Below are 12896 nucleotides of genomic sequence, written 5' to 3'. Positions count from 1 at the left end.
CTCGGGCCTGCTCAGACCGACGCGGGCCTGCTCAGACCGACGCGGGCCTGCTCAGACCCGCATCGGCTGCGGCGACTCCCGGCGCAACGGGTCCGGACCGTCGTACTCGCGGATGATCTCGTAGCGGGTGTTGCGCTCCACCGGGCGGAAACCGGCGTCGCGGATCAGGTCCAGCAGGTCGTCGCGGGTCAGTTTGTTCGGCGTGCCGAAGTTGTCCGCGTCGTGCGTGATCTTGTACTCGACGACCGAGCCGTCCATGTCGTCCGCACCGTGCTGGAGGGCCAGCTGGGCGGTCTGGACGCCGTGCATGACCCAGAACACCTTGACGTGCGGGACGTTGTCGAAGAGGAGACGGGAGACCGCGAAGGTCTTCAGGGCCTCGGCGCCGGTGGCCATCTGGGTGCGGGCCTGGAGGCGGTTGCGGACCTTGCCGTCCTTCATGTCCACGAAGTCGTGCTGGTAGCGCAGCGGGATGAAGACCTGGAAGCCGCCCGTCTCGTCCTGGAGCTCACGCAGCCGCAGTACGTGGTCCACGCGGTGGCGCGGCTCCTCGATGTGGCCGTAGAGCATGGTGCACGGGGTCTTCAGGCCCTTCTCGTGCGCCAGGCGGTGGATGCGCGACCAGTCCTCCCAGTGGGTGCGGTGGTCCACGATGTGCCGGCGGACCTCCCAGTCGAAGATCTCCGCGCCGCCGCCGGTCAGCGACTCCAGGCCGGCGTCGATCAGTTCGTCGAGGATCTCGGAGGCGGACAGGCCGCTGATCGTCTCGAAGTGGTGGATCTCGGTGGCCGTGAACGCCTTCAGCGACACGTCCGGCAGGGCGGCCTTCAGCTCGCGCAGCGAGCGCGGGTAGTACCGCCAGGGGAGGTTCGGGTGCAGGCCGTTGACGATGTGCAGCTCGGTGAGGTTCTCCGACTCCATCGACCTGGCCAGCTTCACGGCCTCCTCGATGCGCATGGTGTACGCGTCCTTCTCCCCCGGCTTGCGCTGGAAGGAGCAGTACGCGCACGAGGCCGTGCAGACGTTGGTCATGTTCAGGTGCCGGTTGACGTTGAAGTGGACGACGTCGCCGTTCTTGCGCGTGCGCACCTCGTGGGCGAGGCCGCCGAGCCACGCCAGGTCGTCCGACGCGTACAGCGCGATGCCGTCCTCACGGGTCAGCCGCTCGCCGGAGCGGACCTTCTCCTCCAGCTCGCGCTTGAGCCCGACGTCCATGCCTACACCCTCTCCTCGACGAACTCCGCCCACGGTACTCCCCGGCCCGCGGGCCCGCGGCACCCCCCGTACCTGCCGCTACACCTCTTCCGGCAGCTGACCCACCCGGTTCTCCCACTTGGTGGAGAGCACGATGGTGGTCCGGGTCCGGGAGACTCCGGTGGTTCCGCTCAGCCGCCGGATGATCTTCTCCAGCCCGTCCACGTCGGCCGCGCGGACCTTGAGCATGTAGGAGTCGTCGCCGGCGATGAACCAGCAGTCCTCGATCTCGCCGAGGTCCTTCAGCCGGGCCGCCACGTCCTCGTGGTCGGTGGCGTCCGACAGGGAGATGCCGATCAGCGCGGTGACGCCGAGGCCGAGCGAGGCGGCGTCGACGGTGGCGCGGTAGCCGGTGATGACCCCGGCCGTCTCCAGCCGGTTGATGCGGTCGGTGACGCTGGGTCCCGACAGTCCGACGAGGCGCCCCAGCTCCGCGTAGGAGGCCCGGCCGTTCTCCCTCAGGGCCTGGATGAGCTGCCTGTCCACCGCGTCCATGCGATTCGAAGCCTTCCGCTGAAGAGGTCTGACGTTTTTCACGAAGTCGTGCCTGAAGTCGGTGCCTGAAGTGGTGCCTGAAGCGTTGGTGCCGAGGTGGTGCCGTGTTGGTGCCTGAAGTGGTGAGCGCCGGGGGTGGCGTGTGATGCGCCGGCGGGGCGCTCAGGTGGGGCGGGCGCCGCCGCCGAGTTCGCCCTTCCAGCGGCGGTACAGCCCGTGTTCCACCCCCGCCGCGTCGAGGACGCGTCCGGCCACGAAGTCCACCAGGTCCTGGATGTGGGTGGCCCCCGCGTAGAAGGCGGGCGAGGCGGGCAGGACGGTGGCGCCCGCGTCGTCCAGTGACACCAGGTGCCGCAGCGTCTGCCCGTTCAGAGGGGTCTCCCGTACGGCGACGACGAGCCGGCGCCCCTCCTTGAGGGTGACGCTCGCGGCCCGCTGCAGCAGGTCCTTGGACAGTCCGAGCGCGACACCGGCGACGCAGGCCGTGGAGGCGGGCACGATCAGCATGCCCCGGGTGGCGTACGACCCGGAGGACGGCCCGGCGGCGAGGTCCCCGGCGTTCCAGTACCGGACCCCGGCGAGGTCCGTCACGAAGGTGCCGGGCTTGCCGTCGGCGCCCCGCGCGAGCCACTCCCGCAGGTCGTCGCGCCAGTGGGCGTCCCGGAAGGAGATCCCGGTCTCGTCGAGCAGGGTGAGCCGCGAGGCCCGGCTGACGACCAGGTCGACGCTCTCCCCCGCGGCGAGGAGCCCGCGCAGCACCGCGGCGGCGTATGGGGTGCCGGAGGCGCCGGACACCCCTACGATCCAAGGCGTACGCGCCGTCTCCCCTGGCTTGGCTGGGTTCACGACTCCGAGCCTATCCGGCGGCGCGGGGCGGGAACCGACCAAGGGGGGTCAGGCGTTCTCCTTCCGGGACGAGCGGGACGGGTGGGGATGGCCATGGCGGATTCGTGGAGCACGCGGCGGGCGTGGACGCGCGGTGACCGCGCGCTGTCGGCGGCCAAGCTCATGCTGGGCTGGGTGGCGCTGCTGTGGCTGCTGGAAGCGGTGGACGCCGCCACCGGCAACGCGCTGGACGGCTTCGGCATCGTGCCGCGCACCCCGTCCGAGCTGGTGGACGTGGTCCCGGCCGCCTTCATCCACTTCGGCTTCGGCCATGTGGCGTCCAACACCGTGCCGTTGCTGGTCCTCGGCTTCCTCGCGGCGCTCGGCGGCATCCGCCGGTTCCTCGCCGTGTGCGCGCTGATAGTCGTGGCCGACGGTCTCGGCGTGTGGCTGCTGTCCCCCTCCGGCACCAACACCGCGGGCGCCTCCGGCCTGATCTTCGGCCTCTTCGGCTTCCTGCTGGTGACGGGGTTCGTGGAGCGCCGCCCGCTGGGGGTCCTGGTCGGTGTGCTGGTGGCCGCCGTGTGGGGCGGCTCGTTCCTCGCGGGCCTGGCGCCCACCCAGTCCGGCGTGAGCTGGCAGGGGCACCTGGTGGGCCTGGTGGCCGGGGTGGTGGCGGCGTTCGTCCTGCGCCGCCGCGACCCCGGGCCCGCAGCCGCGGGCGTGCTGCGGGCCCCGTAGCACCGCCCGCCGGGGAGCGGCGGGGCGCGCTACAGCGTGAGCCCGCGCACCATCAGGTCCAGCAGGGCGGACACGAACAGGGCGATGCCGATGAAGCCGTTGACGCTGAAGAACGCCCGGTTCAGGCGGGACAGGTCGTGGGGGCGCACGATCGAGTGCTCGTAGACGAAGGCGCCGGCGACGATGAGCAGTCCCAGCCAGAAGAAGGCGCCCGCGTCGGTGACGACGGCGTACCAGGTCAGCAGGGCCGTGGTGACGGCGTGACAGGCGCGGGCGCCCCAGATCGCCGCCGGGACGCCGAAGCGGGCCGGCACCGATCCGACGCCGACCTCGCGGTCGGCCTCCACGTCCTGGCAGGCGTAGATGAGGTCGAAGCCGCCGATCCAGATGCCGACGGCCAGGCCCAGGATCACCGCGTCCCAGGACCAGGTGCCGGTGACGGCCAGCCAGCCGCCGACCGGGCCCATGGCCTGGGCGAGTGCGAGGATGGCCTGCGGGAAGTTCGTGAACCGCTTGCCGTAGGGGTAGACCACCATCGGGATCACGGCGATCGGGGCCAGCGCCAGGCACAGCGGGTTCAGCAGGGCCGCCGAGCCGAGGAAGACCGCCAGGGCGATCAGGGCACCGGTCCAGGCGTGCCGTACGGACATCGCGCCGGTGACCAGCTCGCGCTGCGCGGTGCGCGGATTGCGGGCGTCGATCTCGCGGTCGATGATCCGGTTCACGGCCATCGCGAAGGTCCGCAGGCCCACCATGCAGACGGTGACCAGGAACAGCCGGACCCAGTGGACGTTCCCGTCCCACCGGAACATCGCGGTGAGCGCGGCGATGTAGGCGAAGGGCAGCGCGAACACCGAGTGCTCGATCATGACCAGCCGCAGGAACGCCCTGGTCCGTCCCGGCTGCGGGATCGCGGCGGAGGCGCTGATCACAGCCCGTACTCCTTCCAGCGGCGGTCGACCTTCGCCGCCGTGCCGGGGTCGGACTCCACCATGTCCGGCCAGCCGCCGTCGCGGGTGTAGCCCTCCTCGGGCCACTTCCTCGTCGCGTCGATGCCCGCCTTGCCGCCCCAGAACTGCTGGTAGGAGGCGTGGTCGAGATGGTCGACGGGTCCCTCGACGAGGGTGAGGTCGCGGCCGTAGTCGGTGTTGCCGAGCGCGCGCCAGGCGACCTCGTGCAGATCGTGGACGTCGCAGTCGGAGTCGACGACCACGATCAGCTTCGTCAGGGACATCATGTGCGCGCCCCAGATCGCGTGCATCGTCTTCTGCGCGTGCTTGGGGTACTTCTTGTCGATCGAGACGATCGCGCAGTTGTGGAAGCCGCCCGCCTCGGGCAGGTGGTAGTCCACGATGTCCGGGACGATGATCTTCAGCAGGGGCAGGAAGAAGCGTTCCGTCGCGCGGCCGAGGGGTCCGTCCTCCGTCGGCGGCCGGCCCACCACGATCGACTGGAGCAGGGGCCGGCGGCGCATCGTCACACAGTCGATCGTCAGGGCCGGGAACGGCTCCTGCGGGGTGTAGAAGCCGGTGTGGTCGCCGAAGGGGCCCTCCGGCAGCATCTCGCCGGGCTCCAGCCAGCCCTCCAGCACGACCTCCGCCTGCGCGGGCACCTGGAGCGGCACCGTCTTGCAGTCCACCATCTCGACGCGCCTGCCGGAGACGAACCCCGCGAACAGGTACTCGTCGATGTCGCCGGGCAGCGGGGCGGTGGAGGCGTAGGTCACGGCGGGCGGGCAGCCGAAGGCGATGGCGACGGGCAGCCGCTCGCCGCGGCGCGCGGCCACCTGGTAGTGGTTGCGGCTGTCCTTGTGGATCTGCCAGTGCATGCCGATGGTGCGCCTGTCGTGGCGCTGGAGGCGGTACAGGCCCAGGTTCCGGATGCCGGTCTCGGGGTCCTTGGTGTGCGTGAGGCCGAGGTTGAAGAAGGAGCCGCCGTCCTTGGGCCAGGTGAACAGGGCGGGCAGCTGCTCCAGGTCGACGTCGTCGCCCTGGAGGACGACCTCCTGCACGGGGGCGGCGGACGGCTTCACCTTCTTCGGCGGCACGTGCGTCATCGCGCCGAGCTTGCCGAACGCCTCGCGCACGCCGACGAACCCGTGCGGCAGCTCCGGCCGCAGCAGTCCGCCGATCTTGTCCGAGATGTCGCCGTAGGACTTCAGCCCCAGGGCCTTCAGCAGCCGCCGGTCGGTGCCGAAGACGTTCATCGCGAGGGGCATCGCCGAGCCCTTCACGTTCTCGAAGAGCAGCGCGGGGCCACCGGACTTCTGGACCCGGTCGACGATCTCCCCGACCTCCAGGTACGGATCGACCTCGACCTTGACGCGCTTGAGGTCGCCTTCACGTTCCAGTGCCCTGAGCAGGGACCGAAGATCGTCGTAAGCCATGGGTCCAGTATCCCCGAGCGGTTACCCTGGCCATTGACCCGGGGGTCCGTGCCCCCGGCCCGACGACTGATTGGCTGGAGAGGATCCATGCTGCGGGTGCTGATGTTCCTCGTGCCACTGGCGCTGAGCGTGTACGCGTTCATCGACTGCATCAGCACGAAGGAGGACGACATCCGCCACATGCCCAAGCCGCTGTGGGCGATCCTCGTCCTGGTGTTCCCGCTGGTCGGCTCGGTCTCCTGGCTGATCGCGGGCAAGCGGCGCAGTCCGGCCGCCGAGGGCTGGTCGGGGGTCCGGGACCGCCGGCGCCGGCAGTGGGTGGCGCCCGACGACAACCCCGAGTTCCTCAAGTCCCTCGACGAGGACGACGACGAGAAGAAGAAGCGCGACGACACCTGACGGGGCCGCCGGGCGGACGGGGTGGCGCCACGGCGGATCGCTCCGGCCCGTCGGGCGGACGGGCTGATCGCTCCGCCCGTCCCCCGGGGCGCCGCCGCGCCCCGCCGGTTCCGCCCCCGGCCCCCTCGCCGCGCCGCGCCGCGCGGCTCCCGAGTCAGGGGCGGGCGGGCGGCTCAGCCGCGGGCGAAGGCCGTCAGCGCGGCGAAGTCGACCTCGCCCAGGCCGAGTCGGGGGTCCACGCGCAGGAGCAGGGCGGGCCCGTCGTGGTGGGCGGCGACGAAGTCCCGGTCGGGCGGACCGAGTTCGTCGTCGACCCAGGCGAAGGCCCGTCCGGCGGCGTGGGCGACGAGATGGCGGGTCTTCCAGAAAGTGCCGTCGGGCCGGTCGTCGCACCGGGCGGGCAGGTCCACCACCGCCAGCTCGGGCAGTCCGAGGACCGGCGCTATGAAGGTGTTGGCCTCCGCGCCCCAGGTCGTGGCCCACACCAGCTCGTACCGCTCCCCCAGGCCCAGCAGCCGCCGGCCGTGGTCGGGATGGAGCCAGACCCGGAGGGGGCGCACCCGGTGCGCCGGGGTGTCGCCGTGCCGGGCGAGCCAGCCCGCGGGCTTCATCCGGTGGGTGGTGAAGCCGTCGGGGCGGCGCTCGGGTTTCGCGGCGTACGGGTTCAGCGGGCTTATGCGGGCATGAGACATGTCCATACCTCTCGGTGGCCGGGCAGAGAAGAAGACAGAGGGAACGGATCGTCCGCACCGTCAGGCACGGACGAGGTCGCCCGCGAGGTCGGCTGTCCTTGCGGGCGATCATGGGGGCGTGTGGTCGAGTCACGCCATTGAGGTCAGCGGGAATGTCAGACCCCGGTGCCATGCTGTGCGGTCATGGATCTCGAACAGTTCTGGAACCTTGTTGAACAGGCCCGCGGCAGAGCCACCGATGCAACAGATGCCGAGGACGTCGCAGGCCAGGCCACCGCACTACTGGCTGCCCACGAGCCCCAGCAGATCATCGATGCCCAGCAGATTCTGTGGGACCTGATGGCTGCCTCTTACCAAGCGCCCCTTTGGGCTGCGGCCTACCTCATCAACGGTGGATGCTCCGACGACGGCTTCGACTACTTCCGTGGTTGGCTGATCACTCAAGGCCGTACGGTTTTCGAGCAGGTCATCGCAGATGCCGACCAACTCGCCGACCTGCCCGTTGTCCGGGCGGTGGCAGCCGAGGGCATCGATCTGGAAAACGAGCAGACCCTGAGCATCGCCTGGGACGCCTACAAAGCAGCAACCGGTGACGAACTTCCCGGTGACGCCTTCACAATCGACTATCCCGCTCTCGATCCTGCCTGGAGCTTCGACTTCGAGGACGACAGCAAGATCGCCGCCAGACTGCCGCGCATCGCGGCGCTCTACCTGGGCTGAGGGAAGGAGATCATCATGGGCACCTGGGACACCGGTCCCTTCGACAACGACACAGCCGCATGAGGGGGCGCAACGGAAGGCCCCAGTTCTCCCAGTCAGCGGGGGAGAAGAAGGGCAGGATCACGCACGGCACGTTATGTGAGACGTAGCGGAGTGCAAGCGATAACAGCTGGATTATCACCCTTGCGAGTGAGACAGCGAGACACGCTCAAACCGCAAAGCCAAGCGGGCCGTCGACGTCGAGGTAGAGCAGGGGGCGCGGCACGGGACTGCTCCTCCCGGCGGAACGGGCACGAGGGTGTGGGGGTGAGCGTAACTCCGCGCCCCGCCCCAGGGCTTGGCTTTCGGCTCGTCCGGCCGCGCCGGGCGGCATACCCCCGTGCCGTTGCCCCCGTGCCCCGGTCCCCGCGAGAGTGGGCGCATGGATGCGACACAGGCACGCCGCTGGCTCGCCACCGCCGTCTCGGAGGCGCGGGCCGGTCTGGCCGAGGGCGGCATCCCCGTCGGTGCCGCGCTGTACGGGCCGGACGGCGCGCTGCTGGGCCGCGGCCGCAACCGGCGGGTGCAGGACGGCGACCCGTCCACGCACGCGGAGACGGCCGCCTTCCGGGCCGCGGGACGGCAGCGGTCGTACCGCGGCACGACCATGGTGACCACGCTCTCGCCCTGCTGGTACTGCTCCGGCCTGGTCCGGCAGTTCGGGATCTCCCGGGTGGTGATCGGCGAGGCCGTCACGTTCCGGGGCGGACACGACTGGCTGGCCGGGCACGGTGTGGAGATCGTGCTGCTCGACGACCCCGGATGCGTCGCCCTCATGCGGGACTTCACCGCGCGCCACCCCGACCTGTGGAACGAGGACATCGGGGAGTGAACCGGCCCGCGGCGGCGGACCCGGGGCCTCGCGCCCGACGGCGCCCGACGGCTCCCGCGGGCTCCCGCGGGCTCCCGCGGCGGACACCCGCTCCCGGGCGCGCGCCGGACCCCGCGCTCCGCGGAACGCACCTGCGACCACCCCTGACCTGGGGTTCCGCCCTCGGCGGCGGACGAGAGAGGCCGACTCCCGCGACGGTGGTCGCGAAGAGCCGGCCCCGGGGCGCGCGGCGGGTCAGACCCCGGCGTAGGAGTGCTTGCCGGAGACGAAGATGTTGACGCCGTAGTAGTTGAACAGCCAGCAGCCGAAGGCGATCAGGGCCAGGTAGGCGGCCTTGCGGCCCTTCCAGCCGGCCGTGGCGCGCGCGTGCAGGTAGCAGGCGTAGGCGACCCAGGTGATGAAGGACCAGGTCTCCTTGGGGTCCCAGCCCCAGTAGCGGCCCCAGGCGTCGCCCGCCCAGATCGCGCCCGCAACGATCGTGAACGTCCACAGCGGGAAGACGGCGGCGTTGACGCGGTAGGCGAACTTGTCGAGCGAGGCGGCGGCGGGCAGCCGGTCGAGGACCGAGCTCGCGAAGCGGCCGGGGGTGCCGCCGGAGGCGAGCTTGCTCTCGTAGCTGTCCCGGAACAGGTACAGGATCGTGGCGACGGCGCCGAGGTAGAACACCGCGCCGCACAGGATCGCCGTGGACACGTGGATGTACAGCCAGTACGAGTGGAGCGCGGGAACGAGCTGGTCGCTCGCGGTGTACAGCACGGTGACGGCGAGGCCGAGGTCGAGGAGGACCGAGGCGGTCAGGAACAGGCCGAGCCAGCGCACCTTCTTCTTCAGCGCGAGCAGCGTGAGGTACACGCCGACGGCGACCGTGGAGAAGGTCAGGTTGAACTCGTACATGTTGCCCCACGGCGCCCGCTGCACCGACAGGGCCCGGGTGAGCACACCGCCGAACTCGATCACGAAGGCGAGGGCGGTGAGGGAGATGGCGATCCGCCCGTAGAGGTCGCCCTGTGCGTCGCCGCCGTGCGCGCCGGGCCCGTCCGGGACGTCGCGCTGCCCGGCCGCGGACCGCACGACGACCTTCGGCCGCTCCAGTACGGCGGTGCCGCCGGCCTTCTTGACCGTGACGGCCGGGCCGGCGGAGGCGCCGGCCTTCGCCGGGGTGAGCGCGGCGGCCGTGCGGCCGACCTTGCTGCGGCCGCCGAGGAGCCACTCGGCGATGTGCGCGAAGAAGGCCAGGGCGTACACGGCCATCGAGGAGTAGATCAGCGTGTTGCTGATACTGGCCAGGTTCTCGTTGGTGGCTGCGGCCAGCTCGGTTGCGGCGGCGAGAGTCACTTCTCAGCCCCTTCGGCAGAGACGACGTGGGAGTCGGGGGTCCGGGCGGAGTCGTCGTTCTCGTCGCCGGGGGCGGCGGCTCCGGGAGCCTGGTCGTAGAGCGTACCGGCGAGGTCACCGAGTTCCTCGGGCACCTTGGCGGACTCGCTGCGGCCGAGGCCGGCCATCTCGACGACCGTGACACCGTCGGCGCCCCGCGTGGCCCGCACCCAGACCCGGCGGCGCTGGATGAACAGGGAGGCGGCCAGGCCGAAGATGGCGGCGCCCGCGCCGGTGAGCGCCCACGCGCTGCCGGGCTGTCGGGTGACCTGGAAGCCGGCCCACTCCTTGATGTCCTTCTCGAAGGTGATCGAGCCGGCGCCGCCGGGCAGCTGCATGGTCTGGCCCGGCCGCAGGTTCTTCCGCAGCTGCTTGCCCTTGGCGTCCTTGAACGCCGTGAGGTTCTTCTTGTCGAGCTGGTAGACGCTCTGCGGGATGCCGGAGTCCACGCCCAGGTCGCCGCGGTAGGCCGTCAGGTTCAGGATCGGGTTCAGCAGGGCGGGGAAGTCCGAGCTGACCTCGTTGCCCCTGACGTAGGTGGGCAGGAAGGCCGCCTGGAAGCCGAGCTGCTCGGGGCGGCCCTCGGGGTCGCGGTAGCCGTCCAGGACCTTGATCACGCCGGTGGAGGTGACGTTGCCGTCGAGCGGGAGCAGGGGCACGGCGTCGCGCAGCACGACCTCGCCGCGGGCGTCGCGGACGGTGAAGACGGGGGCGTAGCCGTGGCTGACCAGGTACAGCTTGGAATCGCCCACCACCAGCGGCTGGTTGACCTTGATGGTGGTGTCCCGCTCCTTGCCGTAGGCGCCCACGCTGTAGGTGAGGTCGGCCTGGAAGGTGCGCGGGGTGCCGCGGCTGGGTCCGGTCCGCTCGTAGGTGCCGTCGAACTCCTTCAGGGTGAAGCTGAAGGGGTCGAGTTCCTCCTGGTCGAAGAGGTTGCCGGACTTGAAGTCGTCGTACTGCGTGAGGGTGTTGGCGAAGCCGCCGCCCTCGACGATCAGCTTGTTGCCCTCCATCTTGAACAGCTGGCCCCAGGCGAACGCGGTCAGCAGCACGATCAGGGCGACGTGGAAGGCGAGGTTGCCGACCTCGCGCAGATAGCCCTTCTCGGCGGCGACGGCGTCCCCGGTGAGGTGGGCGCGGAAGCGGCGCTTCTTCAGCAGGGCGAGGGCGGCCTCGCGGACCTGCTCGGGCTCGGCGTCGGTGCGCCAGGTGGTGTAGGCGGGCAGCCGGGTCAGCCGGCGGGGCGCGGCCGGCGGCCGGCCGCGCAGCTGGCCGACGAACTGCCAGGTGCGCGGGACGATGCAGCCGATCAGGGAGATGAACAGCAGGAGGTAGATGGCGGAGAACCACACCGAGCTGTAGACCTCGAAGAGGCCGAGCCTGTCGTAGAGGGGGGCGAGGGTCCGGTGGATCCTGCGGAAGTCGTCGACCTTGGTCTGGTCGTTGCCGCTCTGCGGGATCAGCGAGCCGGGGATCGTGCCCAGGGAGAGCAGCAGGAGCAGCAGCAGGGCCACCCGCATCGAGGTGAGCTGGCGCCAGAACCAGCGGAGCCAGCCGACGACGCCGAGCGAGGGCAGGTGGGGCGCGTCCTCGGCGGGGGCGGTGGAGAGCTGGGACCCGGCGGCCCCCAGGTCCTGGTCCCGCTCCTGGTCGGGGCCCGCGGGGGCGGCCGCCGGGGCGGCCTTGTCGCTCGTGTCGCTCATGGATCAGATCCCCACAATGAAACCGTTTGACCAGACCTGCATCTGCTGCACCATGCGGTCCCAGATGCCGGTCAGCAGGAGCACACCGGTCAGGATCATCATGATGCCACCGACGCGCATGACCCAGACGTAGTGCCGCTTGACCCATGCGAACGCGCCGAGGGCCCTGCGGAAGGCCACGGCCGCCACGACGAACGGGATGCCGAGCCCCAGACAGTAGGCGACCGTCAGTATGGCGCCCCGGCCGGCACTGGCCTGCTGCATGGCGAGCGTCTGCACAGAGGCGAGCGTCGGGCCGATGCAGGGCGTCCAGCCGATGCCGAACAGCACGCCGAGCACGGGCGCGCCCGCCAGTCCGGTGGCGGGCCGCATGTGCAGGCGGAACTCCCGCTGGGTGAACCGGGGCAGCAGCCCCATGAAGAACACGCCCATGATGATCATGAGCACGCCCAGAATCCTGGACAGCAGGATCTTGTTGTCCTGGAGCGTCTGCCCGAAGTAGCCGAACAGGGCACCGCCGGAGACGAACACCGCGGTGAAGCCGAGCACGAACAGCGAGGCACCGGCGGCCATCCGGCCGCGTCGCGCCTCACCGAGGTCGGTGCCGCTGACGCCGGTGACGTACGACAGGTAGCCCGGCACGAGCGGCAGGACGCACGGGGAGAAGAAGGAGACGAGTCCGGCGAGCACGGCGATCGGCAGGGCCAGCAGGAGGGCGCCGCTGTAGACCGTGGTGTTGGGGTCGGTGACGGCGGCGAGTACGAACTGTGCGCTCACGTCACTTCTCCGCGAGGACGGGCTCGATCATGCTGCGCAGCTTCTCCTCGCTGAGCGCCTGGAGCGCGCGGGCGGCGATCTTGCCGTCGCGGTCGATGACCAGCGTGGAGGGGATCAGCTGCGGGTTGAGCGTGCCCTTCTTGAAGCGGAGCATCAGCTTGCCCGAGGGGTCGTACAGGCTGGGATAGGTGATGCCCCAGCGCTTCTCGAAGGCCAGCGCGGGGGTGGTGCTGGTGTCGCGCGTGTTGATGCCGACGAACTGCACGCCCTGGCCCTTGGTGTCCTGGTAGACCTTCTCGAAGTACTTGGCCTCCAGCCGGCACGGCCCGCACCACGATCCCCAGACGTTGACCACGAGGATCTTGCCCTTGAAGCGGTCGGTGCTGAGCTGTTCGCCTTCCAGCGTCTTGCCGGACAGCTCCGGCGCCGCGGTGCGCTTGCCCTGCGCGACCGTGGCGATGCCGTTGTTGCCGGTGACGAAGTTGGTGTCACCTCCTCCGCCGGACACACCGCCCGAACCGCACGCGGACAGGACCAGCGCGGCGACGGCGGCGCCGGCGGCAGCGAGCAGGGAGGTGCGGCTACGGACACGACGGGCACTCATGTGAAAAGTTTCGCATGTCTCATCAGGCGATCTTGCGCGCCCCCCTCCGGGGTGT

At 70.6% G+C, this 12896-nt stretch carries 14 protein-coding genes; 4 read left to right on the top strand and 10 right to left on the bottom strand.

What is annotated here, in order from left to right; translation table 11 throughout:
- Positions 1-51: 51 nt before the first annotated feature.
- The 3 genes from mqnE to SZN_RS01630 all read right to left on the bottom strand — a co-directional run bounded on the left by mqnE (position 52) and on the right by SZN_RS01630 (position 2595).
- Entirely contained in the window at positions 52-1215 is a 1164-nt protein-coding gene (gene mqnE, locus SZN_RS01640) for an aminofutalosine synthase MqnE (RefSeq protein ID WP_007490899.1), read from the bottom strand.
- Between the two features lie 78 nt (positions 1216-1293).
- Positions 1294-1749, bottom strand: coding sequence for an Lrp/AsnC family transcriptional regulator (locus tag SZN_RS01635; RefSeq protein ID WP_007490897.1), 456 nt, complete (start codon positions 1747-1749; stop codon positions 1294-1296).
- Between the two features lie 162 nt (positions 1750-1911).
- Positions 1912-2595, bottom strand: a complete 684-nt coding sequence (locus tag SZN_RS01630) for a UbiX family flavin prenyltransferase (protein WP_078508351.1) — start codon at positions 2593-2595, stop codon at positions 1912-1914.
- 87 nt (positions 2596-2682) lie between these two features.
- Here SZN_RS01630 and SZN_RS01625 point away from each other — a divergent pair, with 87 nt between their 5' ends.
- Positions 2683-3315: a rhomboid family intramembrane serine protease gene (locus tag SZN_RS01625; protein WP_007490893.1), complete on the top strand. Its 633-nt coding sequence runs from the start codon at positions 2683-2685 to the stop codon at positions 3313-3315.
- A 29-nt stretch (positions 3316-3344) separates the two neighbouring features.
- On the opposite strand, the gene mqnP is transcribed toward SZN_RS01625, so the two are convergent.
- Both mqnP and SZN_RS01615 read right to left on the bottom strand, forming a co-directional pair.
- Positions 3345-4247, bottom strand: a complete 903-nt coding sequence (mqnP, locus tag SZN_RS01620) for a menaquinone biosynthesis prenyltransferase MqnP (RefSeq protein WP_007490891.1) — start codon at positions 4245-4247, stop codon at positions 3345-3347.
- Entirely contained in the window at positions 4244-5701 is a 1458-nt protein-coding gene (locus SZN_RS01615; protein WP_007490889.1) for a menaquinone biosynthesis decarboxylase, read from the bottom strand. Before SZN_RS01615 ends, mqnP begins: the two co-directional genes overlap by 4 nt.
- Before the next feature lie 87 nt (positions 5702-5788).
- On the opposite strand from SZN_RS01615, the gene SZN_RS01610 reads away from it, so the two are divergent.
- On the top strand, positions 5789-6100 hold the full coding sequence (locus SZN_RS01610) for a PLD nuclease N-terminal domain-containing protein (protein ID WP_007490887.1): 312 nt from the start codon (positions 5789-5791) through the stop codon (positions 6098-6100).
- A 173-nt stretch (positions 6101-6273) separates the two neighbouring features.
- On the opposite strand, the gene SZN_RS01605 is transcribed toward SZN_RS01610, so the two are convergent.
- Positions 6274-6792, bottom strand: a complete 519-nt coding sequence (locus tag SZN_RS01605) for a hypothetical protein (protein WP_007490884.1) — start codon at positions 6790-6792, stop codon at positions 6274-6276.
- A 183-nt stretch (positions 6793-6975) separates the two neighbouring features.
- On the opposite strand from SZN_RS01605, the gene SZN_RS01600 reads away from it, so the two are divergent.
- Both SZN_RS01600 and SZN_RS01595 read left to right on the top strand, forming a co-directional pair.
- The gene (locus tag SZN_RS01600) at positions 6976-7512 is read left to right on the top strand and encodes a DUF4240 domain-containing protein (protein ID WP_007490881.1); all 537 of its coding nucleotides are present in this window, start codon (positions 6976-6978) and stop codon (positions 7510-7512) included.
- A gap of 421 nt (positions 7513-7933) precedes the next feature.
- A complete protein-coding gene (locus SZN_RS01595; protein ID WP_007490879.1) occupies positions 7934-8383 on the top strand; it encodes a nucleoside deaminase in 450 nt (149 codons plus the stop codon).
- A gap of 234 nt (positions 8384-8617) precedes the next feature.
- Here the strand turns inward: SZN_RS01595 and ccsB are convergent, their stop codons facing one another.
- From ccsB to SZN_RS01575, 4 genes are read right to left on the bottom strand one after another with little or no spacing between them, the layout of a single operon-like run.
- Entirely contained in the window at positions 8618-9718 is a 1101-nt protein-coding gene (gene ccsB / locus SZN_RS01590; protein WP_007490877.1) for a c-type cytochrome biogenesis protein CcsB, read from the bottom strand.
- Complete coding sequence (gene resB / locus SZN_RS01585) at positions 9715-11460, bottom strand: cytochrome c biogenesis protein ResB (protein ID WP_007490875.1); 1746 nt, start codon at positions 11458-11460, stop codon at positions 9715-9717. The genes ccsB and resB overlap by 4 nt, the downstream gene beginning before the upstream one ends.
- A 3-nt stretch (positions 11461-11463) precedes the next feature.
- Positions 11464-12237, bottom strand: coding sequence for a cytochrome c biogenesis CcdA family protein (locus tag SZN_RS01580; RefSeq protein WP_007490873.1), 774 nt, complete (start codon positions 12235-12237; stop codon positions 11464-11466).
- A 1-nt stretch (position 12238) separates the two neighbouring features.
- On the bottom strand, positions 12239-12841 hold the full coding sequence (locus tag SZN_RS01575) for a TlpA family protein disulfide reductase (RefSeq protein ID WP_007490871.1): 603 nt from the start codon (positions 12839-12841) through the stop codon (positions 12239-12241).
- Positions 12842-12896 lie beyond the last annotated feature (55 nt).

The sequence above is a fragment of the Streptomyces zinciresistens K42 genome (assembly GCF_000225525.1).
GTDB lineage: Bacteria > Actinomycetota > Actinomycetes > Streptomycetales > Streptomycetaceae > Streptomyces > Streptomyces zinciresistens.
The sequence above is the reverse complement of the archived record's forward strand: the minus strand, read 5'-3'. Positions and strand labels throughout refer to the sequence as shown.